A 24,684-nucleotide genomic window follows, 5' to 3' on the forward strand; every position below is an offset into this window, starting at 1 on the left:
AATAATAGAAAAGAGAGTATAATATGGTGAATCAAGAAATTTTAAATTCTAATGTGTCAATTGAAGAGGAAATTTATAATTTTGAAAAAGGCTTGAAAGATGATGGGAATGATTGGACCGGATTCCCACAAATAGACTTAAAAGAAGATTCTCAATGTATTTACATTTGCGGTATTTCAGAGACTGATAGATGGCATTTGTTTTATTATACGTTAACTAAAATAAAACCTGTTACTCCAATAGCATCACTTGCATATTATCGAGTGAGAGATAATTTGATTTTTTCTAAACATAGTCAATGGATGAAACTGCAAATGGGGTATACAGAGTATGATTTGATTTTTCTGGATGGAGTTCAATTTTTGGGAGAGGCTGATCAAAGGGTACAGGAATACTGGATGCAGCAATTCAAAGAGAATAAGAAAAGAAGCAAACTCTTCATTGTATATTCAGACTGCTTACCCGAAGACTTAAAAAATATGCCAGAATCCGTAGTTGAGTTCTTCGAATCTGGCATAGTGGTACAGTTGAAATCATCTAAGGGCTAGTTTATTTTGCTTTAATTGTTTTGAATATAAAGTGCTAGTTATACTATAGAAGTGATAATAATGTACTGGAAATAATATTGTTTGAATAATATGTAGAAGGACTGCAAATGAATGATCAAGAGAGACTGCTAACGATCTTTTTACGCTTACAGTTTGGGACTCAGTTAGGAAAAAAGCAATTGGCTCAGGAATTTGAGGTTAGTGAAAAGACGATACAGAGAGATTTTTCTCTACTTCGTGATATTTTATCTAGTAATACCAGTTATAGTGGAGATTTGCTTTATAACCGTAAGACGAATAAGTATTGTTTAGCAAGTAAGTCAGTTTTTAATAAAAAGGATATTCTCGTTATTTCAAAGATTTTATTGGAAAATCGAGCACTGAACAGACCAGAAATTGCTAGCTTACTAACTAATTTACTGGTCTTGGTTCCCCGTGCTGATCAGAAAGAAATTGAGCAGATCATTGGCAGCGAAAAGCTTAACTATGCTCCCTTAACGGATCAACAAAATAGAATAGAGAAAATATGGAATTTATCAGAAGCTATTTTGCATGAACAGGTTCTAGATATTGTCTATCAAAAACCTTATTCTGAGTCTTCTAAGAGGCAGACTGTTTTACCAGTCTCTCTTTACTATGATAGTCATTATTTCTATCTGGTTGTTTACCAGTTGAAACATGCCATTTATATTACTTTAAGAGTAGACCGTATCCAGTCATGGTCTCTTAGTGGTATAGAGAAACCCTCTATTTCTTATCGAGATAAATTTAGAGATGGCGACATTCGTAACGAGAGAGTGGATGCTTTTATCGGGAAGAAAATCAGTATTGAAATCGAGTACTTGTATGATCCGACTATTGTGATGGATCAATTTCCAAATGCAAAAATAGTTGGGAAAAATGGCGATTGGACTCATTTTCAGTTTGAAAGTCAGCATACACCGGGTCTTAAACGCTGGTTGCTGGGACAAGGGGAAGCAGTTACTGTTTTATCTCCCCGGATTTTAGTAGAGGATATGAAGCAAACAGTTCAAGAAATGATAGATAAATATAGATGAGGATAAAATGACTATTCAATTTACTTCTAAAAAGGTTGGAGAACTATTGAAAAAAGGGAATTTGCGGATTCCTTCTTATCAAAGACCATATAAATGGAACAGAAAACATATCCGTAATCTTTTTTATGATTTACGAGATGCTATGGGGAAAAAGGAATATCAGATTGGTTCCGTTATCTTGCATGAAAATGATGAAAATGATAGGTACTTAGATATTGTCGATGGACAGCAACGGCTAATTTCTATTTCCTTGTTTCTTCATTTATTAGATGATTTAGAGAATTATAAGGGTGCTAATCAACTACTGAGTGCTGAATTTGGAGAGCTATCTTGCTATCATGCGAGTGAAAATTATAATGAGTGGGAAAATTTGACTCAATTGGTTGGCGAAAATCAGGCAAAAGATATTTGTAACTTTTTATTAGAGAATTGTGCTGTCTCTGTGATTATTATGCCCAAAAAACGATTATCAGAGGCTTTTCAGCTATTTGATTCTCAGAATAATCGTGGAAAACCTTTAGAACCTCATGATTTGCTCAAAGCCTATCATCTCCGCAAGGAAGATTCAGAAGATGAAAAGATTGTTGAAAAGTGGGAGCAATTTGTAGAAGATAAAGATTTAAGTCTCAAAGAGTTGTTTGATAAACATCTTTTCCGTATGAGACGTTGGTCTCGAGGAGATACAGGATTGACAAACAAGCGTTATGGATCTTATCTCCGTTTTACAGAGGATTTTATTGACGATTTTAAAGGCGTTGATTTGAATCAGAACTTTCCATACTTAGAATTGTATCGTCATATTGAAAATCTCCCCATGTCCATTACTATGCCAATCATTGATGGAAGTAAATTTTTTGAGTATATTGAATCTGCTCATGAAACTGTTAAAAATCATAAAGATTTTTTAAATGAACAGTTAGGAATATCTAATGAGTCAGAGGAGGAAGGACAAAATTTAGCTTACCCAGAAGGTATGTTAAACATTTACAGTAGCTCAAAAGGACGCTATCTTAAATGTCACAATATATTCCTAAATATTTGCTCGCTTTTCGCAGATAGATTTGGAAAAGAGGAGCTATCAAAGGAGATAGTAGAGACCTTGTTTATTTGGTCTTACTACCCTCGAGTTAAGTCTAAAGCCATATATGATGCAACTGTTGGGAACTATGCCGCTGGTGGAAGGTTTAGACAAAAAGAGGTTCAAAAGCTATTTCAACTTTTATCTCATGCTGTCACTCCGAATGATTTCATGGTCAAGATAGATAGAGAATTATTTGAAAATTATACTGTGGATAAGATTATAGAAGAGGAAAAAGATAAATGGTAGAAACACATATAAGCTTATCAGTTAATCGTTTGTTAAATGAAGATACCTATGCCATTCCTCTTTATCAGAGAAATTTTGCTTGGACTTATGATGAAATTGAGCAGCTATTGAACGACGTAGCAGATGCTTTTCAAGAAAATAGAGACAATTACTATATTGGAACATTAGTCGTTAATAAAGAGAATGACATTGTCAAAATCATAGATGGGCAACAACGGACAACAGCCCTTAATTTGATTGCCTTAGCTTTGAAGCATGAGTTTGGTTTTGATAGATTGAAAGCTGTCAATCTTACCTTCCCAGCTCGGAAGAAATCAAATAAGAATATTCAAGATCTATTTGCCAAGAAAAAAATTTTAGAGGGCGATGAAAATGAGCTGACTAGAGGTTACGGACATGCTAGAGACGCATTGAAAAAAGTGCTAGAGGAGCGCCGTCTTGATCCTCAGTCTTTCGTTGATTATCTTTTTGAGAAGGTTATCATTTTTCGGAGTATACTTCCTGAAGATTTAGATTTGAATCTTTATTTCGAACGTTTCAACTCTCGAGGAGAACAACTAGAGGCTCATGAGATTCTCAAGGCACAAATGATGGCTAAGTTCGGTGAAGATCAAGAAATGGCACAAAGATTTGCGAGAATTTGGGATGCCTGTGCAGAATTTGATAAGCCGGTAATAAAAACTTTTCAAATCCGAAGTAGACCAGACAATACTGATGAAGAGGGGGAGAAAATTTTTGGTAAAGAATCTACTAACTTCAAATTGGAAAGTGTATTTGAGAAAATAAGAGTAAAAAAAATTGAGCAACGAAGTTTACTAGATGCAATTACTCAGACAAAATATGAAAGTAGTAGATTAGTAAATAATGGAGCAGATATTTCAAATTATACGACTGTAATTGATTTTCCAACATTTTTACTTCAAGTTTTTTTCATCATGGAAGGAAATGCCGAAACTACATTTGATGATAAAAAATTATTGAAAATTTTTGAAATTGAACGACGAGATAGAGAATGGGTCCAACAATTTGGGCAACTACTTCTGACTATGAAGCATATATTTGATACGCTTATCGTAAAAAATGTCCAATTAGAAAATGAAACTGAATGGCAAATCAAACGAGGTCAGTATGAGACATATCAACGAAATGAAAATGGAGGATGGAAATATGTTCGAATTAATTTTCAAAAAAATACTTTTGACAATTTAAACAAAAATATTATCCTCCTTCAATCTATGTTTGCTGTGACCTTTACTGCTAATCGTGATAGTCGTTGGTTATATGAAATCTTGCAATTCCTGTTTAACCATATTGAAGAGTTAAATCAAACAGAATTTGCTAGTCTCTTTAAGGATTTTCTTGAAAAAATGGCAGTGAGATATGCTGAGGAAAGATTGTTTACTGAAGATAAAAGTATCAAAAAATATGTTGCAATTCCTGTTTATGCTTTTAACTTTGTAGATTATGTTTTATGGAAAAATCGTGAAGAATTGAAGAAAGATTACGATATTAAGTTTGAAGATTTCAAATTTGCATATCGTCGCTCCGTAGAACATTGGTATCCTCAGAATCCAAATGGACATGATGGAGAAAGCCAATTACCTGCTGAGTTTTTACATTCCTTTGGCAACCTTTGTATTATTACCGATAGGCAGAACTCTAGGTTTGGCAACTCCTATCCAGAGGCTAAATTAGAACAATGGGAAAGAGAAGGAATATTCCATCGTCAGAGTTTAAAATTACAGATGATGGCAAAGATAACTTCTAAAAAAAATAGATGGGATATTGGTGAGATTCAATCTATGGAAAAAGAAGTGGCAAGATATGTACAAAATTTTTGTAATAGCTAATTAAAACAAGCTTCAGTAAGCTTGTTTTTTAAAATACCAATATATGTGATATACTAGTAAGGGAAGAATTTTGAGTAAGACAAATATGCTCAAAGATTTGAAATAAAAATAGAAAAGAGAAAACAGAATGGTTTTACCAAATTTTAAAGAAAATCTAGAAAAATATGCGAAATTGTTGGTTGCGAACGGAATTAACGTGCAACCTGGGCACACTTTGGCTCTCTCTATCGATGTGGAGCAACGTGAGTTGGCGCATCTAATCGTCAAAGAAGCTTATGCCTTGGGTGCGCATGAGGTCATCGTTCAGTGGACAGATGATGTCATTAACCGCGAGAAATTCCTCCATGCGCCGATGGAGCGTCTGGATAATGTGCCTGAATACAAGATTGCTGAGATGAACTATCTTTTGGAGAACAAGGCTAGCCGTCTTGGAGTTCGTTCATCTGATCCGGGTGCTTTGAATGGAGTGGATGCTGACAAGCTTTCGGCTTCTGCTAAAGCCATGGGACTTGCCATGAAGCCAATGCGTATCGCAACTCAAGCCAACAAGGTTAGCTGGACTGTAGCCGCTGCTGCTGGACTTGAGTGGGCTAAGAAAGTCTTCCCAAATGCTGCGAGCGATGAAGAAGCAGTTGATCTCCTTTGGGACCAAATCTTCAAAACTTGCCGTGTCTACGAAGAAGATCCTGTTAAGGCTTGGGAAGAGCATGCAGCTATCCTTAAGAGTAAAGCTGATATGCTCAATAAAGAACAATTTTCAGCTCTTCACTACACAGCGCCAGGAACAGATTTGACACTTGGTTTGCCAAAGAACCACGTTTGGGAATCAGCTGGGGCTATCAATGCACAGGGCGAAGGATTCTTGCCAAATATGCCGACAGAGGAAGTTTTCACAGCGCCTGACTTCCGTCGTGCAGATGGTTATGTAACCTCTACAAAACCGCTTAGCTATAATGGCAATATAATCGAAGGCATTAAGGTGACCTTTAAGGATGGACAAATCGTAGATATCACTGCTGAGAAGGGGGATCAGGTCATGAAAGACCTTGTCTTTGAAAATGCGGGTGCGCGTGCCTTGGGTGAATGTGCCTTGGTACCAGATCCAAGTCCAATTTCTCAGTCAGGCATTACCTTCTTCAACACCCTTTTTGATGAGAATGCTTCAAACCACTTGGCTATCGGTGCAGCCTATGCGACTAGCGTCGTTGGTGGCGCAGAGATGAGCGAAGAAGAGCTTGAAGCTGCGGGACTTAACCGTTCAGATGTTCACGTGGACTTTATGATTGGTTCTAATCAGATGGATATCGATGGTATCCGTGAGGATGGAACACGTGTACCTCTCTTCCGTAACGGAGATTGGGCAAATTAAGGAGCTGAGATGATAGGAAGTATGTTTGTTGGTCTCCTAGTGGGATTCTTGGCAGGTGCTTTGACCGATCGTGGAGAACGCATGGGATGCTTTGGGAAAATGTTTCTCGGATGGATTGGTGCCTTTCTGGGGCACTTGCTCTTTGGAACTTGGGGACCAGTTTTATCAGGAACAGCCATTATCCCAGCGATTTTAGGTGCCATGATTGTCTTAGCAATTTTTTGGAGACGAGGAAGTTAATTTCTTAAATCTGATACTCAATGAAAATCAAAGAGCAAACTAGGAAACTAGCCGCAGGCTGCTCAAAGCACTGCTTTGCGGTTGTAGATGAAACTGACGAAGCCAGCTCAAAACACTGTTTTGAGGTTGCAGATAGAACTGACGAAGTCAGTAACCATACATACGGCAAGGCGACATTGACGCGGTTTGAAGCGATTTTTGAAGAGTATGAAACGAAAAGGAGGTTGGTTATTGAGACGGCCTCCTTTTGATATGGTATAATGATTCTATGAGATTAGATAAATTTTTAGTTGCCTGCGCTGTGGGGAGCCGGACTGAGGTCAAAAACTTGCTCAAGGCTGGGCACGTGACGGTAAATGGTAAAAAAGAGAAATCAGCTAAATTGCAGATTGATGAAAAAATAGATGAGATTCGCTTTGACGGTCAAGTGCTGGAGTACGAGGAGTTTGTCTACTACATGATGAACAAGCCCCAAGGAGTTATTTCTGCGACTGAGGATCCCAAGCACAGAACCGTTCTGGACTTGTTGGATAACTTGGCTCGGACCAAGGAAGTTTTCCCAGTAGGACGACTGGATATCGATACACATGGTCTTCTACTCTTGACCAATGATGGTCAGCTGGCTCATGCTCTTCTTTCACCTAAGCGTCATGTGGACAAGACTTATATGGCTCAGGTTAAGGGAATTATGACTCAAGAAGACGTAGAGACATTTGCTAAGGGAATTCCTCTCAAAGACTTTACCTGTCAGCCTGCTAGACTGGAACTTGTTTCCATAGATACAGCAAAGAATCAGAGCCAAATTCGTGTGACCATTGCAGAAGGGAAGTTTCATCAGGTCAAGCGTATGGTGGCATACTGTGGCAAGGAAGTGGTGGACTTACAACGTTTAACTATGGGAACTCTAGTATTGGATGAGAATTTACAAAGGGGGGAATGGCGTCGCTTGACCAAGGAAGAGTTAGAAGTTCTCCTTGCGAGTATTGCTTAATTTGATTTATATTCGAAAAAGGTGAGAGACAATGTCCTTGCCTTTTATGTTTTTCAGTTGCTTCCTTTGTGAAAAGAGTTATAATAGACTGTAGAATAAAAGGAGGAATCTATGAACGCGATTCAAGAATCATTTACTGATAAACTATTTGCCAATTATGAAGCAAATGTCAAATACCAAGCGATTGAAAATGCTGCCAGCCACAACGGAATTTTTGCAGCTCTAGAACGTCGTCAGAGCCATGTAGACAATACCCCTGTTTTCTCATTGGATTTGACCAAGGACAAGGTAACCAACCAGAAGGCTTCTGGTCGTTGCTGGATGTTTGCAGCTCTTAACACCTTCCGTCACAAGCTCATCTCGCAATACAAATTGGAAAACTTTGAACTGTCACAAGCCCACACCTTCTTCTGGGACAAGTATGAGAAATCAAACTGGTTCTTGGAGCAAGTCATTGCGACTGCAGACCAAGAATTGACAAGCCGCAAGGTTAGCTTCCTACTCCAAACTCCACAACAAGATGGCGGTCAATGGGATATGGTCGTTTCTCTCTTTGAGAAATACGGTGTTGTGCCTAAGTCAGTTTACCCTGAGTCTGTTTCATCTAGTAGTAGTCGTGAGCTAAATGCAATTCTTAACAAATTGCTTCGTCAAGATGCCCAAATCTTGCGTGACTTGCTTACTTTTGGTGCGGACCAAGCGACTGTTCAAGCTAAGAAAGAAGACCTCTTGCAAGAAATCTTTAATTTCCTTGCAATGTCTTTAGGACTTCCACCACGTAAATTTGACTTTGCTTATCGCGATAAAGATAACAACTACCAAAGTGAAAAGGGTATCACACCACAAGAATTTTACAAGAAATATGTCAATCTTCCTCTAGAAGACTACGTTTCTGTTATCAATGCTCCAACTTCTGATAAACCTTATGGCCAATCTTATACAGTTGAGATGTTGGGGAATGTGGTTGGTAGCCGTGAGGTTCGTTACATTAACGTACCGATGGAGCGCTTGAAAGAATTGGCAATCGCTCAAATGCAAGCAGGTGAGACTGTTTGGTTTGGTTCAGATGTCGGTCAGCTTAGCAACCGTAAAGCTGGAATTCTTGCGACAGATGTTTATGACTTTGAATCAAGCATGGACATTAAACTCACTCAAGACAAGGCTGGACGTTTGGACTACAGCGAAAGCTTGATGACTCATGCTATGGTCTTGACAGGTGTGGACTTGGATGAAAATGGGAAATCAACTAAGTGGAAGGTTGAAAACTCATGGGGAGACAAGGTCGGTACAGATGGTTACTTTGTTGCCTCAGACGCTTGGATGGACGAATACACTTACCAGATTGTTGTTCGCAAAGAATTGCTGACAGCAGAAGAACAAGCTGCCTATGAAGCAGAACCAATCGTCCTTGCACCTTGGGATCCAATGGGAGCCTTGGCAGAATAATACTCTTCGAAAATCTCTTCAAACCACGTCAGCTTCGCCTTGCCGTATGTATGTTACTGACTTCGTCAGTTCTATCTACAACCGCAAAGCAGTGCTTTGAGCAACCTGTGGCTAGTTTCCTAGTTTGCTCTTTGATTTTCATTGAGTATAAAAGCATAGAAAAAAGGAATCAGGCTTAGAACCTGGTTCCTTTTAAGTTGTTTGATTACATGATGTGAAGAACATGTGCCACAATACCCACTGCGAAGAGTGCAAGGATAATAGTGATTGGAGATACTTTTTTCTTAAGCAAGTACATGCAAAGGAAAGTAAGGAGTAGTCCTGATAGTCCAGGAATCAACATATCCAAGTTTTGTTGGAAAGTAGTAACTTTTTCAGGTGTTTGAGACAATCCTTGTCCTACTTGTGCGAATGCTTCTTGGATACCTTTAGATCCTTCTGGCAATTTATCCCAATGGATATAAGCTTTTTCATCTAGTTGAACTTTGGCAACATCGAAAGCAAATTTAATATTTACCCAACGTTGAACAAGGACAGCAAGAATGAACATACCAAGGATAGAAGCTCCTTTAGTGATGTCTTGAAGGATACCGCCAGACATATCTTTAGTGATTTCTGATCCAGCCTTGTATCCAATCTCTTGTGTATACCACAAGAATGACATACGAATCAAGTTCCAAAGAACGAAGAAGAGTATTGGACCTAAGATATTACCAGTAAGGGCAAGTGAAGCACCGAGTGATCCAAGGATTGGGCGTACTGTAAACCAGAATACTGGGTCACCGATACCAGCAAGAGGTCCCATCATACCGATTTTAACCCCTTGGATAGCAGCGTCGTCGATTTCAACACCGTTAGCACGTTCTTCTTCAAGTGCAAGAGTAACCCCCATGATTGGAGCGGCTACGTATGGGTGAGTGTTGAAGAATTCAAGATGGCGTTCAAGAGCAGCGATTTGATCTTCTTTTTTAGTATAGAGTTTTTTAAGAGCTGGAATTAATGAGTAAGCCCAACCCAAGTTTTGCATACGTTCATAGTTCCAAGAACCTTGTAAGAAAGTTGAACGCCACCAAACTTTTTTACGATCTGATTTAGTTAATTGAAGTTTTTCAGTCATGATGTTTTCAGTCCTTTCTTATCTTAGTAGTCTTCTAGGATATCGCCGATTGGGTCGTTGGAAGTTGCGGCTCCTCCGCCACCATTTCCACCAGTTTTAGAAAGGTGAAGGTAGATAAGAGCGATAGCAACACCGATAGCACCAAATCCGATTAGAGTGATATCTGACACGGCAGCAAGCACGAAACCGATAGCGAAGAATGGCCATACTTCACGAGTTGCCATCATGTTGATAACCATAGCGTAACCAACGGCAACGACCATACCACCACCGATAGCCATACCATCTTTAAGCCAATCAGGCATAGTATTTAGAATGCTTTGTACGGTTTCAGTTGGTACCATTAGAAGGAGTGCTGCAGGGATTGCAATACGAAGACCTTGAAGAAGAAGTGCGACAAAGTGAGCGCGTTCAACTGCTTTAAAGTCACCTTTTTTAGCAGAAGCATCAGCAGTGTGAACCAATCCGACAGAGAGTGTACGGACAATCATAGTTAAGAATAGACCAGCAACTGCAAGAGGGATAGCAACCGCTTGGGCAACACCGATACCTGTCTTAGTAAAGTCGCCACCAAGAACCATGATAATGGCAGCAGCAACAGAAGCAAGAGCAGCGTCAGGAGCTACGGCAGCTCCGATGTTAGCCCAACCAAGGGCGATCATTTGAAGAGAACCACCAAGGATAATCCCTGCTTCAAGGTTACCAGTAACAAGACCGATAAGGGTACAAGCTACGATTGGTTGATGGAATTGGAACTGGTCGAGGATACCTTCAAGACCTGCTAGGAAGGCTACAACGACTACTAAAACCATAGAAATAATAGACATCTTTAAAATCCTTTCATAAAATCGATTATTGCACGTTTGCTTTGTTGATCAAGTCAAACAAATCTTTTTTCGTGTCGTTTGGTACTTTACGTACGTCAAATTCAACACCAAGATCACGCATTTTTTCAAATGTAGCAACGTCTTCTTTATCCATAGACAAAACGTTGTTAACCATTGTTTTACCAGTTGAGTGAGCCATTGATCCAACATTAAGAGTTTTGATTGGCACGCCACCTTCGATAGCACGAAGGGCATCTTGAGGTGTTTCAAACAAGATAAGGGCGTGTGTTCCTCCGAAGCGAGGATCTTTTGCAACGTCGATTAGTTTTTGGATAGGAACAACGTTTGCTTTCACTTTACCTGGAGCTGCTTGTTTAATCAATTCTTTACGCAATTCGTCTTTAGCTACGTTATCTGAAGCAACGATGATACGGTCTGCTTTTGAATCTGGAGTCCAAGCAGTTGCAACCTGACCGTGAAGTAGACGAGTGTCTAGACGGGCAAGGTTGATTTTGAGTTTACCGTCTCCGATAACAGTTCCTTCTGGAATAGCAGCTTGGGCAACTGGAGCAGCTGCAGCGCTTGCCACTTCCTCAACTGGGTTTAGCTCTTCTGGAAGAGCTTTGATGCCATCTTTGGCTTCTTTAATGATATTCGCAGCGACTTTTTCTACACCTGCAGCAGCGTCCATGAGGCGCTCTGTATAGGCTTGAATTAACATCGGTAAGTTAAGTCCTGTGATGATGGCAAACTTACGCTCAGGATTTTCTCCCATCACGCGGCTAGCTTGGTTGAATGGAGATCCACTCCAAAGGTCAGCCAAAACTAGAACCTCATCTTCTGCGTCAAATGCAGCAACAGCGTTATTAAACTTAGCGTATAGATCATCAGGACCTTCATTTGGCATAAAGGTTACAACTTGAACCTTTTCTTGTTCACCAAAGATCATAGATCCTGACTGATGAATACCCGCAGCAAATTCGCCGTGGCTCGCAATAATGATTCCGATACTCATTATTGTCATTCCTCCTTTTTGTTGTTTCAGTTTTCTTTTAAGAAAACTTTAAGACTTTTTAAGTATAAACCGTTTTCATCTAAAAATCAACTATTTATCATAAAATAATTAAAAAGATTACATCTGAAAATATTGATATATTGAGTTTTAGAGAAGTTTTTTTGAACCCATATTTAAAAATTTAATATAAAAAAGTTGGAAGCGCATTCCAACTTTTAAAATAGGTTTTTATTAGATTAGTGGGTGAAGTCGAGTACCATACGTCCTTGGATTTGACCTTTTTCCATTTCGTCGAAAATGGCTACGGCATCTTCTATTGGACGTTTTTGAACAACTGGAACTACTAAACCTTCTGCACCGAATTGGAAGGCTTCTTCTAAGTCTTTACGAGTTCCTACAAGAGAACCGATGACTTGGATTCCATCTAAAACTGTTTTCACGATGCTGAGTTCCATCATTTCAGAAGGAAGGCCGACAGCGACAACGCGACCACCAGCACGAACTGAGTCAACAGCCTGATTGAAGGCAACTTTAGATACAGCAGTTACGACAGCTGAATGAGCTCCTCCATCAGTTTTTTCCTTGATGAGTCCTGGTACATCATCAACTTCTAGGCCGTTAATAACAATGTCAGCACCTACTTCTTTTGCAAGGGCAAGTTTGTCATTGTTGATATCAACTGCGATAACATGAGCATTGAATACTTTTTTAGCGTATTGAACAGCTAGATTACCAAGTCCACCAGCACCGTAAAGAACAACCCATTGACCTGGTTCAACTTTTGCTTCTTTTATAGCTTTATAGGTTGTTACACCAGCACATGTGATAGAAGAGGCTTGGGCTGGATCAAGTCCGTCAGGAACTTTAACAGCATAGTCTGCAGTTACGATACATTGTTCAGCCATACCACCATCTACTGAGTAGCCGGCATTTTTCACTGTACGGCAAAGGGTTTCGCGACCAGTTGTACAGTATTCGCAAGTGCCACATCCTTCGAAGAACCAAGCAACGCTGACGCGGTCGCCGACTTTAAGGCTTTTTACATCTGGGGCAATTTCTTTAACGATACCAACACCTTCGTGACCTAGGACACGTCCTGGTACCTGACCGAAGTCGCCATGGGCAACGTGGAGGTCAGTGTGGCAAACACCACAGTATTCAATTTCTACAAGTGCTTCCCCAGTTTCAAGTGGACGGAGTACTTTTTCTTCAACAGCAACACCAGTGCTTTCTGGATTTACAACAACAGCTTTCATAGCTATCCTCCTTGATATTAACTGAGAGCAGGAGAAACAGGACTGGATTGATTTTATGTCAACAGAGTCGAGTGTGACGAGCTCTCTTGTATTTATATGTGAAGTATATCACAAAAGAAAGCCTTTTCCAAGGTTTTGGAGGCAAAAAGTAGAACAATCGATTAACTGGTTGATGAGACTGTGAAAAGAGCACAAAGACCAGCTTGCAAGCTGGTCAGAATGAACTATAAGAATAAATCTTGCAGAGTTTTGGCAACCCCGTCTTGGTCATTTGTCAAGGAAATTTGCTCATCTGCATAGGGGAGTAGCTCTGGGTTGGCATTTTTCATGGCATAACCTTTCCCAGCAAAAGCGAGCATTTCGGTATCATTGTGCTCATCTCCAAAAGCAATCAAATCTTTTTTGTCGCGGTTCATTACCTTGAGCAAGTAGTCCAAAGCAAAGGCCTTATTAACTCCTTTGGGTGTACACTCAAGGATATTGAGCGGACCTCCCCAGGTATTAATAGAAAGTTGATGCTGGTAGAAGGCGTTCATTTCTTTTGCCAAGGCATACTTGTCACTGGCTCTGGTCTGTAATAGGATACAGTTAGGATCCTTGGTCACCAATTCAGGCTGGAATTGATCTTCAGGCTGGAAAGCTTCCACACCAAATAGTTTGGGATTGGCAATTTCTTCATTAGGATTTGTAATGTAGAATTTTTTACGATATTCTCCAGCTATAAAATCGGCTTGAATGTCCTCTGAACGTCGAACCATATCTAAAAGATATTTTTTGTCTACAGTCAAACACTTTTCAAAATCCCAAACTTGGTCTGGTAAATGAGTAAGGGAGCCGTTGAAATTAATCATAGGAGTGTCTAAGCCTAGTTCATGGTAAAAATCTTTTGACATGCGGTAAGGGCGACCTGTCGTGATAATAATCTGATGTCCTTTTTCAGCAACTTTTTTAATAATTTCTTTGGTAAAGTCAGAAATCTGACTGTCTGAGTTGAGCAGGGTGCCATCCAGGTCAACTGCAATAATTTTTTTCGTCATAGGGACCTTTCTAGTGTCTTTTCAGATAAGATGTCTACTATTATAACAAAAAGCAGGCAGAAAAGCAGATTCGAAACAAAAAAAGAAATTTCATCAAATTCTTAAATAAATCAAACAAAGATATTGAAAAAGTGAATGATAAATGATATAATTCTATTATTGTTCGTAAAAATTAAAAGGAGATTGATAATGGACAAATTATTTAAACTAAAAGAGAACGGTACAGACGTTCGTACAGAGGTTCTCGCTGGTTTAACAACTTTCTTTGCAATGAGCTATATTCTCTTTGTAAACCCACAAATTCTTTCGCAAACAGGAATGCCTGCTCAGGGTGTATTCCTCGCAACGATTATCGGTGCAGTTGCTGGTACTCTGATGATGGCCTTCTACGCCAACTTGCCATATGCTCAAGCGCCAGGTATGGGACTCAATGCCTTCTTTACCTTTACAGTTGTATTTGGACTCGGTTATTCTTGGCAAGAAGCCCTAGCTATGGTCTTCATCTGTGGAATTATCTCATTGATTATTACCTTGACAAATGTTCGTAAAATGATCATTGAATCGATTCCAAACGCCCTTCGTTCAGCTATTTCAGCTGGTATCGGTGTCTTCCTTGCCTACGTGGGAATTAAGAATGCTGGGCTTTTGAAATTCTCTATCGATCCAGGCAATTATACGGTTGCAGGAGAAGGGGCTGATAAAGCTCAAGCAGCGATTACAGCAAATGCTTCAGCAGTTCCAGGCTTGGTCAGCTTTAATAATCCAGCTGTTTTGGTGGCTCTTGCAGGACTTGCTATCACAATCTTCTTTGTTATCAAAGGGATTAAAGGAGGAATTATCCTCTCTATCTTGACAACAACTGTTCTTGCTATCGCAGTTGGTTTGGTAGATTTGTCAAGCATCGATTTTGCTAATAACCATGTTGGTGCAGCTTTTGAAGACTTGAAGACAGTCTTTGGTGCAGCTCTTGGTTCAGAAGGTTTGGGAGCTTTGATTTCAGATACAGCTCGCTTGCCTGAAACTTTGATGGCCATTCTTGCCTTCTCATTGACAGATATTTTTGACACGATTGGTACCTTGATCGGTACAGGTGAAAAAGTTGGTATTGTAGCAACAAATGGTGAAAATCACCAATCAGCTAAGTTGGACAAGGCTCTTTACTCTGACTTGATTGGTACTTCAATTGGTGCCATCGCTGGTACTTCGAACGTAACGACTTATGTTGAGTCTGCTGCTGGTATCGGTGCAGGTGGACGTACTGGTTTGACAGCCTTAGTTGTAGCAATCTGTTTTGCAATTTCAAGCTTCTTTAGTCCACTTCTAGCGATTGTACCAACAGCCGCTACAGCTCCAATCTTGATTATCGTTGGGATTATGATGTTGGCTAGCTTGAAAAATATCCATTGGGACGATATGTCTGAAGCAGTTCCTGCTTTCTTCACATCTATCTTTATGGGATTCAGCTACTCTATCACTCAAGGGATTGCAGTTGGTTTCTTGACTTACACTTTGACTAAGCTTGTCAAAGGTCAAGCTAAAGATGTTCATGTCATGATTTGGATTTTGGATGCCTTGTTTATCCTTAACTACATCAGCATGGCACTATAATAGGATAACCCAGGGGGATTTTCCCCCTTTTTGAATACAAAGGAGATAGGTGATGATAGAGAAAAATATATGGAAAGAATTATTGAATCGTGCAGGTTGGCTGTTAATCTTTTTGATGGTGACAATCTTATATCAGATTCCTATAGGGGTTACTGCTATTTTAACTTTAAATGAAGTACCACTGTTGCAGTCAGGACTGATAGTTGCTGGTATTTCGATTGTAGTTTTGGCACTATTTATTTTTGGAGCTCGTAAAACGCAGTTAGCAAGTTTTAATTTTTCTTTTTTTAGAGCGAAGGATTTGGCACGATTGGGATTAAGTTATTTAGTCATTATCTGTTCAAATATACTTGGTTCTATCTTGTTGCAACTGTCAAATGAGACGACAACAGGGAATCAGTCTCAGGTTAATGATATGGTTCAAAATAGTTCTTTAATTTCCAGTTTCTTCTTGTTGGCCTTGCTTGCTCCAATTTGTGAGGAAATCTTGTGTCGGGGAATTGTTCCTAAAAAGATTTTCCGAGGAAAAGAGAACTTGGGATTTGTAGTCGGTACGATTGTATTTGCTTTATTGCATCAACCAAGTAATTTACCTTCTTTATTGATCTATGGAGGTATGTCGATCGTTCTATCTTGGACGGCTTACAAGACCCAACGTTTGGAAATGTCTATCTTACTTCACATGATTGTGAATGGGGTTGCTTTCTGTTTGTTGGCTCTCGTGGTGATTTGGAGTCGGACATTAGGGATTTCTGTTTAAGATTTTTGACAATTGCTTACTTGTTTCTACTGGGAAAAAGATGAATGCAATCGTGTCCATCTTTTTCTTTTTATGGTAAAATAGAGAAATAATATGATGAAAAGCCTTGAGGGAGTGACCGATATGTCAAGTAAAGCCAATCATGCAAAGACAGCTATTTGCGGAATTATCAATGTAACCCCAGACTCCTTTTCGGACGGTGGTCAATTTTTTGCTCTTGAGCAAGCACTCCAGCAGGCTCGTAAATTGATAGCAGAAGGTGCTAGTATGCTAGATATCGGCGGAGAATCGACTCGGCCGGGAAGTAGCTATGTTGAGATAGAAGAGGAAATCCAGCGTGTTGTTCCAGTGATCAAAGCGATTCGCAAGGAAAGTGATGTCCTTATCTCTATTGATACTTGGAAGAGTCAGGTAGCAGAAGCTGCTTTGGCTGCTGGTGCCAATCTAGTCAATGATATCACTGGTCTTATGGGTGATGAGAAAATGGCGGATGTGGTTGCTAAGGCTGGTGCGAAAGTAGTCATTATGTTTAATCCAGTCATGGCGCGACCTCAGCATCCTAGCTCGCTCATATTTCCTCATTTTGGATTTAATCAAGCTTTTACAGAGGAAGAGTTAGCTGACTTCGAAAAATTGCCAATCGAAGACTTGATGGAGGCTTTCTTTGACAGAGCTTTAGCTAGAGCGAATCCAGCTGGAATCGCAAAAGAAAATATCATGTTGGATCCAGGAATTGGCTTTGGTCTGACCAAGAAAGAAAATCTGCTTCTTTTACGGGATCTGGATAAACTACATCAGAAGGGTTATCCAGTCTTTCTCGGAGTGTCGCGCAAGCGGTTTGTCATCAATATTCTTGAAGAAAATGGTTTTGAAGTCAATCCTGAGACAGAACTTGGTTTCCGCAATCGAGATACGGCTTCGGCTCATGTAACTAGTATTGCTGTAAGACAGGGTGTAGAAGTGGTGCGCGTGCATGACGTAGCTAGTCACAGGATGGCAGTTGAAATTGCCTCCGCCATTCGTCTAGCTGATGAAGCGGAAAATCTAGATTTAAAACAATATAAATAAGATGAAAGAAATTGAAAACAATCACTGGATTGCTAACTACCGGACGGACCAACCGCATTTTGGCTTGGAACGAATGGTGGAACTGTTAGCTTTGCGTGGCAATCCCCATCTCAAACTCAAGGTCATCCATATTGGAGGAACCAATGGCAAGGGTTCGACCATTGCTTTTTTGAAAAATATGCTAGAAAAGCTAGGGCTGAGAGTTGGTGTTTTCAGCTCGCCCTATCTCATTCATTACACAGATCAGATTAGCATCAATGGGGAATCTATCCCAGAAGCTAGACTAGAAGCCCTCATGGCAGACTATCAGTCTTTGTTGGAAGGGGAATCGGCTACCAATTTGCAGGGGACAACTGAGTTTGAAATAATTACAGCTATAGCCTATGATTACTTTGCCTCAGAGCAAGTAGATGTGGCTATCATAGAAGTGGGCATGGGTGGTCTTTTGGATAGTACCAATGTCTGTCAGCCCATTTTGACAGGAATTACGACTATTGGATTGGATCATGTAGCCCTACTTGGTGACACTTTGGAGGCCATAGCAGAGCAGAAAGCTGGTATTATCAAACAAGGTATTCCCTTGGTGACAGGTCGTATTGCTCCAGAAGCTTTGGCTGTGATTGACTGCATTGCGGAAGGGAAAGATGCGCCGAGACTTGCCTACGGGGCAGATTATCATGTCAGTCACCAAGAGAGTGTGGTAACGGGTGAAGTCTTTGACTATACAAGTGCTATCAGACAAGGTCGCTTCCAAACTGGCCTGCTTGGTTTGCACCAGATAGAGAATGCGGGGATGGCCCTAGCTTTACTTGATACTTTTTGTCAAGAAGATGGTCGAGAGTTGCCAGCTAATACTTTGATTGCTCAAGCCTTGGAAGAAACAAGGTGGCCAGGGCGTCTGGAAATCGTGTCGAGAGACCCCTTGATGATTTTGGATGGAGCCCACAATCCTCATGCTATCAAGGCTTTATTGGCAACCTTGCAAGAACGCTTTGCGGATTATCATAAGGAAATCCTCTTTACCTGCATCAAAACCAAGGCCTTGGAAGATATGTTGAATTTGTTAGAGGAAATCCCAGATACCGAGCTTACCCTGACACATTTTGACGATAGTCGGGCGACTGATGAAAGCGTGCTGAAAGAGGCAGCTAAGTCTAGAAATCTCAGCTACCAAGCTTGGCAGGATTTTCTAGAGCAAAAATTGACAAATAAAAAAGAAGAGAAACAAACAGTTAGGATTGTCACGGGTTCCTTGTATTTCTTGAGCCAAGTGAGAGCCTATCTGATGGAGAGGAAGAAAGAGAATGGATACACAAAAGATTGAAGCAGCTGTAAAAATGATTATCGAGGCTGTAGGAGAGGACGCTAACCGCGAGGGCTTGCAGGAAACACCTGCTCGTGTAGCCCGTATGTACCAAGAGATTTTTTCAGGTCTTGGTCAAACAGCGGAGGAACATTTGTCAAAATCCTTTGAGATTATTGATGACAACATGGTAGTAGAAAAGGATATCCTTTTCCATACCATGTGTGAGCACCACTTTCTGCCATTTTATGGTAGAGCGCATATTGCCTACATTCCAGATGGTCGTGTGGCTGGCTTGTCTAAGCTAGCCCGTACGGTTGAAGTTTATTCTAAGAAACCACAAATTCAAGAACGTTTGAATATCGAAGTGGCCGATGCCTTGATGGACTATCTGGGGGCTAAGGGAGCCTTTGTTGTCATTGAGGCGGAACATATGTGTATGAGTATGCGTGGTGTCAGAAAACCAGGCACTGCAACCTTGACGACAGTAGCTCGTGGTCTATTTGAAACAGATAAGGACCTCCGTGACCAGGCTTATCGTTTAATGGGACTATAATACTCTTCGAAAATCAAATTCAAACCACGTCAGCTTCCATCTGCAACCTCAAAACAGTGTTTTGAGCAGCCTGCGGCTAGCTTCCTAGTTTGCACTTTGATTTTCATTGAGTATAAAAAGAATCCGCTTTGGGCGGATTTTTCTAGAAAGGAATCATTATGGATCAACTGCAGATTAAGGATTTGGAAATTTTTGCTTATCATGGTCTTTTTCCTAGTGAGAAAGAATTGGGGCAGAAGTTTGTTATTTCAGCTATCCTATCCTATGATATGACCAAGGCGGCTACAGACTTGGATTTAACAGCCTCTGTCCATTACGGAGAACTGTGTCAGCAGTGGACGACTTGGTTTCAGGAAACAACTGAGGACTTGATTGAAACGGTAGCCTACAAACTGGTAGAACGTACCTTTGAGGCCTATCCTCTTGTCCAAGAAATGAAGCTGGAACTGAAAAAGCCTTGGGCGCCGGTTCATTTGCCACTAGATACTTGCTCGGTAACCATTCATCGCCGCAAGCAACGGGCCTTTATAGCTCTGGGAAGCAACATGGGAGATAAGCAAGCAAACTTGGAGCGAGCCATTGACAAACTGCGAAATCGTGGCATCCATATTCTCAAAGAGTCCAGTGTCTTGACGACGGAGCCTTGGGGTGGCGTGGAGCAAGATAGCTTTGCTAATCAAGTGGTTGAGGTTGAAACTTGGTTGCCAGCCCCAGTTCTATTAGAGATCTTGTTAGCCATTGAGTCAGAGATGGGACGGGTGAGAGAAGTACATTGGGGGCCTCGTTTGATTGATTTGGACTTGCTCTTTGTGGAGGACCAGGTCCTTTATACAGACGACCTCATCTTGCCACATCCTTATATAGCAGAACGACTTTTTGTCCTTGAGTCCTTACAGGAAATTGCACCACATTTTATCCATCCTACATTAAAGCAACCTATCCGCAACTTGTATGATGCTTTGAAAAAATAGAAAAAACTCTAGTTTTCAGTCACTTGCAACTGAAGGCTAGAGTTTTTATACTCTTCGAAAATCTCTTCAAACCACGTCAGCTTCCATCTGCAACCTCAAAACAGTGTTTTGAGCAGCCTGCGGCTAGCTTCCTAGTTTGCTCTTTGATTTTCATTGAGTATTAAAATAGGTCATTTTCTTCTGGGAGGAGGATAGTCTCTCTACCATCCATGTCTAAAACCAAGACTGTGGGGGGATAAAGAGGGTCGAAAGGGTGGTTAAAGTCAAAATCAATGGCTGTAGGGAGGTGTTGACTTGAAAAGTGGAAGGTAATTTTTCCTTGGTTATTGAGCAATTGAAACTCGAGTTCCTCCTCCAATTCAAAGACATTTTTTAAGAAATGGTCGATGATATACCAAAAAGAGTCAATGACGTCATCAGGCAAGCTGGTAACAATGCCAAAACTAGCCGACCGCATCTGGGTATTGGTAAAAGCCATATTTCTTCCCCCTTTCTTTTCCCTTATCATACAGCAAATAGGATTAAAAATCAAGAAAAGGTGATTTTTTCTTCATAAACATAGCTTCCTATGAAATTTTTTCAAATAATCTTCAAAAAATACTTGAAAGTGTTTACAAATAGTGATAGAATGGAATAAGTAGAATCATGAAAACGAAATTTTCATACCGTCTCTTTTTTTGGAGTCTCGTGAGGTATGATATAGAAAGGAAATGGAATGAATACAGACGATACAGTAACGATTTATGATGTCGCCCGTGAAGCAGGAGTTTCAATGGCGACAGTTAGCCGTGTAGTCAATGGCAACAAGAATGTAAAAGAGAACACCCGTAAAAAAGTGCTTGAGGTGATTGATCGTTTGGATTACCGTCCAAATGCTGTGGCGCGTGGTCTTGCAAGTAAAAAGACAACCACTGTCGGTGTGGTGATCCCAAATATTACCAATGGCTATTTCTCAACGCTTGCTAAAGGGATTGATGATATCGCTGAAATGTACAAGTACAATATCGTCCTTGCTAATAGTGATGAGGATGATGACAAGGAAGTTTCAGTTGTCAATACACTGTTTTCTAAGCAAGTAGATGGTATCATCTTTATGGGTTACCACTTGACTGAAAAAATTCGTTCAGAGTTTTCTCGTTCTCGGACACCAGTTGTTCTTGCAGGGACAGTGGATGTAGAACATCAACTCCCAAGTGTCAATATTGACTACAAACAAGCTACGATTGACGCAGTGACCTACCTTGCTAAAGAAAACGAACGCATTGCTTTTGTTAGCGGTCCATTAGTGGATGATATCAATGGTAAGGTTCGTTTGGTTGGCTACAAGGAAACCTTGAAAAAAGCAGGGATTTCTTATAGCGAAGGATTGGTATTTGAGTCTAAATACACTTATGAAGACGGCTATGCCTTGGCAGAACGCTTGATTTCATCAAATGCAACTGCAGCAGTTGTAACAGGTGATGAATTGGCAGCAGGTGTCTTGAATGGTTTGGCTGACCACGGTGTGTCAGTGCCAGAAGAGTTTGAAATCATTACTAGTGATGATTCACAAATCTCACGCTTTACCCGTCCAAACTTGACAACGATTGCCCAACCTCTTTATGACCTTGGTGCTATTAGTATGCGTATGTTGACTAAGATTATGCACAAGGAAGAGTTGGAAGAACGTGAAGTTCTCTTACCTCATGGTTTGACAGAACGTCGCTCAACACGAAAACGGAAATAGAAAAAATCAGGGAATCGTGCAGATTTCCTGATTTTGCTTTCTGGAGAAGAGACTTAGCCTTCCATATAGTCTTTCAAAGCTTGTCCTGTTAGTCCGGCATTGAGGGCAATGAGGAGTTTCAAGCGGGCTTTTTGGGCGTTGAGTTCTTTAACAAAGAAGACACCAGATTTTTGCAACTGCACGCCCCCACCTTGGTAGGCATAAACAGGCTCAGCGATACCGTTAAAGCATCGTGAAACCAGGGCGACTGGGATTCCTTTTTGCAGAAGGCTTTCTAATTTTTGAGCTGTTTCTTTGGGAATATTACCAGCTCCGAAGGCTTGGATAATCAAACCGTCCAATTGTTCCAAATCCAGCATATCAATCAGTTCGTCTGTCATACCAGCATAAGCAGAGATGATAGGGACTAATCCTTGTATGTGATCAAGGTCAAAGCGGACACGAGGTTCAGCTGTTTTAAAGTAGAGGATTTCGTGTTTCATGATCAGACCAAGTGGCCCGTGTGTTGGAGTCTGGAAGGTGCTGACGTTGGTTGTATGCGTTTTGGTAACATACTTGGCAGCATGGATTTCATCGTTCATAACAACCAAAACCCCTTTGTCCGCAGCCCTGTCATCGCTAGCCACCCGTAAAGCACTCAGATAATTATAAACACCATCACTGCCGAGTTCGTTGGAGCTGCGCATGGCCCCTGTTAGAACGATAGGCATATGGGGAACTTCCATGGTATCAAGGAAATAAGCTGTTTCCTCTAAAGTGTCGGTTCCGTGTGTGATTACCACCCCATCGTAGTTAGCAGCTTCCTCTTTGATTTTTTGGTAGAGGGCCAGCATATGCTTGGGTTTGATATGGGGGCTTGGCAGGTTAAAAAAGTCCAAGGCGTGGACTTGGATTCCTTCAAGTGGGTTAGACACATGATTCATGGGATTATCTGAACTTGTCACGACAGCGCCAGAAGCATCGGCTTGCATGGAAATAGTCCCACCCGTATGTAAAACAAGGATTTTCTTAGGCATGATTTACTCACTCTTTCTGAAATGTGGTATAATCATTGTATCACAAAAGGGGAGATTGGGATAGGATGGAAGTCAAAGCTGTTTTTTTTGATATCGATGGAACCTTGGTCAACGATCGTAAGAGTGTTTTGAAATCCACTAAGGACGCGATTAAGATTGTCAAAGAACAAGGGGTGCTTGTCGGTGTAGCGACAGGACGAGGACCTTTTTTTGTTAAGGAATTGATGGACGATTTGGACCTGGATTTTGCGGTAACCTATAATGGCCAGTATATCTTTACTAAAGACAGAGTCTTGTTCACGAGTCCTATTTCCAAGTTACATTTGCGCCAGCTTATTACGTATGCTAAAAAAGAGGGCAAGGAAATTGCCCTAGGGACCAGGGATGCCATGTTGGGTTCCAAAATCATGTCCTTTGGTTTGGGTTCTTTTTCCCAACGAATCAGTCGCTTCGTTCCCTCAGTTTTAACTCGGACAGTGAGTCATTCCTTTAATCGTATGGTCAGCAAGGTTGTTCCCCAAAAGGAAGAAGACCTGCTTCATCTGATGAATCAGCCTATCTATCAAGTCTTGATGCTGATGACACCGGAAGAATCTGAGAAGGCGGCAGCTGATTTTGAAGACTTGAAATTGACACGTAGCAATCCTTTTGCAGCGGATGTCATCAATCAAGGAAACTCTAAATTGGAAGGCATACGCCGAGTCGGGAAAGAATATGGCTTTGACCTCAACCAAGTCATGGCTTTTGGTGACTCAGATAATGACCTTGAAATGCTGGCTGGTGTCGGTATGTCGGTCGCTATGGGAAATGGTAGTAGCAGTGTCAAGGAAGTTGCCAAGCACATTACCACCAGCAATCAGCAAGACGGAATCCACAAGGCCTTGGAACATTTTGGTGTTTTGGCTTCAGAAAAAGTCTTTGTCAGCCGCGACTATCATTTCAATAAGGTCAAGACCTTCCACCACATGATGGATGAACGAACCCAAGAAGAACCTCGAGCTTGGGATTTAGAAGGTGCAACCCACAGGGCTGGCTTTAAAATAGAAGAATTGGTGGAGTTTGTTCGAGCTGCCAGTCCTTCTGAAGAGGACTTTGATCAAGCTGTATCGCAACTTCATCAAGCTCTTGATAAGGCAGCAGATAAAGTAGCTAAGAAGACGCCTGCTCAGCAAAATTTGATAGGGCAGGTGGATGCCTTGATTGACACACTTTACTTTACCTACGGTAGTTTTGTCTTGATGGGGGTGGACCCAGAACGTATTTTTGATATTGTTCATCAGGCCAATATGGGGAAAATTTTTCCAGATGGCAAGGCTCATTTTGATCCAGTGACCCATAAAATCTTAAAACCAGATGATTGGGAAGAAAAATATGCTCCAGAACCTGCTATTAAAAAGGAACTGAAGCGCCAGCTCAAGGCTTACGAACGCCATAAAGAGAGAAATAATACTCAATGAAAATCAAAGAGCAAACTAGCCGCAGGCTGCTCAAAACACTGTTTTGAGGTTGTAGATGGACGTTGACGTGGTTTGAAGAGATTTTCGAAGAGTATAAATAGTAAACAAAAAGGAGCGTTGAGCTCCTTTTCTTCGTGA

At 40.7% G+C, this 24,684-nt stretch carries 24 protein-coding genes; 17 read left to right on the plus strand and 7 right to left on the minus strand.

What is annotated here, in order from left to right:
• Nucleotides 1–23: 23 nt before the first annotated feature.
• From QM865_RS02000 to pepC, 9 genes are all read left to right on the plus strand, one after another.
• The gene (locus QM865_RS02000; protein WP_219967250.1) at nt 24–548 is read left to right on the plus strand and encodes a DnaA ATPase domain-containing protein; all 525 of its coding nucleotides are present in this window, start codon (nt 24–26) and stop codon (nt 546–548) included.
• 107 nt (nt 549–655) lie between these two features.
• Nucleotides 656–1,606 carry a helix-turn-helix transcriptional regulator gene (locus QM865_RS02005; protein ID WP_219967249.1) on the plus strand — a complete coding sequence of 317 codons (951 nt, stop codon included), beginning with the start codon at nt 656–658 and terminating at the stop codon, nt 1,604–1,606.
• Between the two features lie 7 nt (nt 1,607–1,613).
• Nucleotides 1,614–2,933: a DUF262 domain-containing protein gene (locus QM865_RS02010; protein WP_414305895.1), complete on the plus strand. Its 1,320-nt coding sequence runs from the start codon at nt 1,614–1,616 to the stop codon at nt 2,931–2,933.
• Complete coding sequence (locus QM865_RS02015) at nt 2,927–4,783, plus strand: DUF262 domain-containing protein (RefSeq protein ID WP_414305896.1); 1,857 nt, start codon at nt 2,927–2,929, stop codon at nt 4,781–4,783. Before QM865_RS02010 ends, QM865_RS02015 begins: the two co-directional genes overlap by 7 nt.
• Nucleotides 4,784–4,910: 127 nt before the next feature.
• Nucleotides 4,911–6,152 (plus strand): aminopeptidase, encoded by a 1,242-nt coding sequence (locus tag QM865_RS02020; RefSeq protein ID WP_414305897.1) that lies wholly within the window; start codon nt 4,911–4,913, stop codon nt 6,150–6,152.
• A 9-nt stretch (nt 6,153–6,161) separates the two neighbouring features.
• Nucleotides 6,162–6,392, plus strand: coding sequence for a GlsB/YeaQ/YmgE family stress response membrane protein (locus QM865_RS02025; RefSeq protein ID WP_265470848.1), 231 nt, complete (start codon nt 6,162–6,164; stop codon nt 6,390–6,392).
• Nucleotides 6,393–6,412: 20 nt separating this feature from the next.
• Nucleotides 6,413–6,643 (plus strand): hypothetical protein, encoded by a 231-nt coding sequence (locus tag QM865_RS02030; RefSeq protein ID WP_265470850.1) that lies wholly within the window; start codon nt 6,413–6,415, stop codon nt 6,641–6,643.
• 17 nt (nt 6,644–6,660) lie between these two features.
• The gene (locus tag QM865_RS02035) at nt 6,661–7,383 is read left to right on the plus strand and encodes a pseudouridine synthase (protein WP_414305898.1); all 723 of its coding nucleotides are present in this window, start codon (nt 6,661–6,663) and stop codon (nt 7,381–7,383) included.
• Nucleotides 7,384–7,494: 111 nt separating this feature from the next.
• Complete coding sequence (pepC, locus tag QM865_RS02040; RefSeq protein ID WP_000991670.1) at nt 7,495–8,829, plus strand: aminopeptidase C; 1,335 nt, start codon at nt 7,495–7,497, stop codon at nt 8,827–8,829.
• A gap of 205 nt (nt 8,830–9,034) precedes the next feature.
• Here pepC and QM865_RS02045 read toward each other — a convergent pair whose 3' ends face one another.
• From QM865_RS02045 to QM865_RS02065, 5 genes are all read right to left on the minus strand, one after another.
• Nucleotides 9,035–9,946, minus strand: a complete 912-nt coding sequence (locus QM865_RS02045; protein WP_033676082.1) for a PTS system mannose/fructose/sorbose family transporter subunit IID — start codon at nt 9,944–9,946, stop codon at nt 9,035–9,037.
• A 23-nt stretch (nt 9,947–9,969) separates the two neighbouring features.
• Nucleotides 9,970–10,773, minus strand: a complete 804-nt coding sequence (locus QM865_RS02050) for a PTS mannose/fructose/sorbose transporter subunit IIC (RefSeq protein WP_261045312.1) — start codon at nt 10,771–10,773, stop codon at nt 9,970–9,972.
• A 25-nt stretch (nt 10,774–10,798) separates the two neighbouring features.
• Nucleotides 10,799–11,788 carry a PTS sugar transporter subunit IIB gene (locus QM865_RS02055; RefSeq protein WP_004258131.1) on the minus strand — a complete coding sequence of 330 codons (990 nt, stop codon included), beginning with the start codon at nt 11,786–11,788 and terminating at the stop codon, nt 10,799–10,801.
• Nucleotides 11,789–12,024: 236 nt separating this feature from the next.
• The gene (gene adhP / locus QM865_RS02060) at nt 12,025–13,044 is read right to left on the minus strand and encodes an alcohol dehydrogenase AdhP (RefSeq protein ID WP_000649181.1); all 1,020 of its coding nucleotides are present in this window, start codon (nt 13,042–13,044) and stop codon (nt 12,025–12,027) included.
• A 224-nt stretch (nt 13,045–13,268) separates the two neighbouring features.
• A complete protein-coding gene (locus QM865_RS02065) occupies nt 13,269–14,081 on the minus strand; it encodes a Cof-type HAD-IIB family hydrolase (RefSeq protein ID WP_414305899.1) in 813 nt (270 codons plus the stop codon).
• Between the two features lie 189 nt (nt 14,082–14,270).
• Between QM865_RS02065 and QM865_RS02070 the strand changes: the two genes are divergently transcribed.
• From QM865_RS02070 to folB, 6 genes are all read left to right on the plus strand, one after another.
• Entirely contained in the window at nt 14,271–15,689 is a 1,419-nt protein-coding gene (locus QM865_RS02070; RefSeq protein ID WP_000359256.1) for an NCS2 family permease, read from the plus strand.
• A 52-nt stretch (nt 15,690–15,741) separates the two neighbouring features.
• On the plus strand, nt 15,742–16,449 hold the full coding sequence (locus QM865_RS02075) for a lysostaphin resistance A-like protein (protein ID WP_414305900.1): 708 nt from the start codon (nt 15,742–15,744) through the stop codon (nt 16,447–16,449).
• 93 nt (nt 16,450–16,542) lie between these two features.
• Complete coding sequence (gene folP / locus QM865_RS02080; protein ID WP_203175261.1) at nt 16,543–17,517, plus strand: dihydropteroate synthase; 975 nt, start codon at nt 16,543–16,545, stop codon at nt 17,515–17,517.
• Nucleotide 17,518: 1 nt separating this feature from the next.
• Nucleotides 17,519–18,841, plus strand: coding sequence for a bifunctional folylpolyglutamate synthase/dihydrofolate synthase (locus tag QM865_RS02085; RefSeq protein ID WP_414305901.1), 1,323 nt, complete (start codon nt 17,519–17,521; stop codon nt 18,839–18,841).
• Nucleotides 18,822–19,376, plus strand: coding sequence for a GTP cyclohydrolase I FolE (folE, locus tag QM865_RS02090; RefSeq protein WP_099180542.1), 555 nt, complete (start codon nt 18,822–18,824; stop codon nt 19,374–19,376). The genes QM865_RS02085 and folE overlap by 20 nt, the downstream gene beginning before the upstream one ends.
• A gap of 158 nt (nt 19,377–19,534) precedes the next feature.
• Nucleotides 19,535–20,347 (plus strand): dihydroneopterin aldolase, encoded by an 813-nt coding sequence (gene folB, locus QM865_RS02095; protein WP_101782469.1) that lies wholly within the window; start codon nt 19,535–19,537, stop codon nt 20,345–20,347.
• A 160-nt stretch (nt 20,348–20,507) separates the two neighbouring features.
• Here folB and QM865_RS02100 read toward each other — a convergent pair whose 3' ends face one another.
• Nucleotides 20,508–20,825: a DUF960 domain-containing protein gene (locus QM865_RS02100; RefSeq protein ID WP_414305902.1), complete on the minus strand. Its 318-nt coding sequence runs from the start codon at nt 20,823–20,825 to the stop codon at nt 20,508–20,510.
• A 237-nt stretch (nt 20,826–21,062) separates the two neighbouring features.
• On the opposite strand from QM865_RS02100, the gene ccpA reads away from it, so the two are divergent.
• Entirely contained in the window at nt 21,063–22,073 is a 1,011-nt protein-coding gene (gene ccpA, locus QM865_RS02105) for a catabolite control protein A (protein ID WP_261019647.1), read from the plus strand.
• A 53-nt stretch (nt 22,074–22,126) separates the two neighbouring features.
• Here ccpA and QM865_RS02110 read toward each other — a convergent pair whose 3' ends face one another.
• On the minus strand, nt 22,127–23,089 hold the full coding sequence (locus QM865_RS02110) for an asparaginase (protein WP_414305903.1): 963 nt from the start codon (nt 23,087–23,089) through the stop codon (nt 22,127–22,129).
• 65 nt (nt 23,090–23,154) lie between these two features.
• Here QM865_RS02110 and QM865_RS02115 point away from each other — a divergent pair, with 65 nt between their 5' ends.
• Nucleotides 23,155–24,546 carry a Cof-type HAD-IIB family hydrolase gene (locus tag QM865_RS02115; protein ID WP_414305904.1) on the plus strand — a complete coding sequence of 464 codons (1,392 nt, stop codon included), beginning with the start codon at nt 23,155–23,157 and terminating at the stop codon, nt 24,544–24,546.
• The last annotated feature ends 138 nt before the right edge of the window (nt 24,547–24,684 follow it).

Source organism: Streptococcus mitis, from assembly GCF_047462815.1.
Classification (GTDB): Bacteria; Bacillota; Bacilli; order Lactobacillales; family Streptococcaceae; genus Streptococcus; species Streptococcus mitis_DO.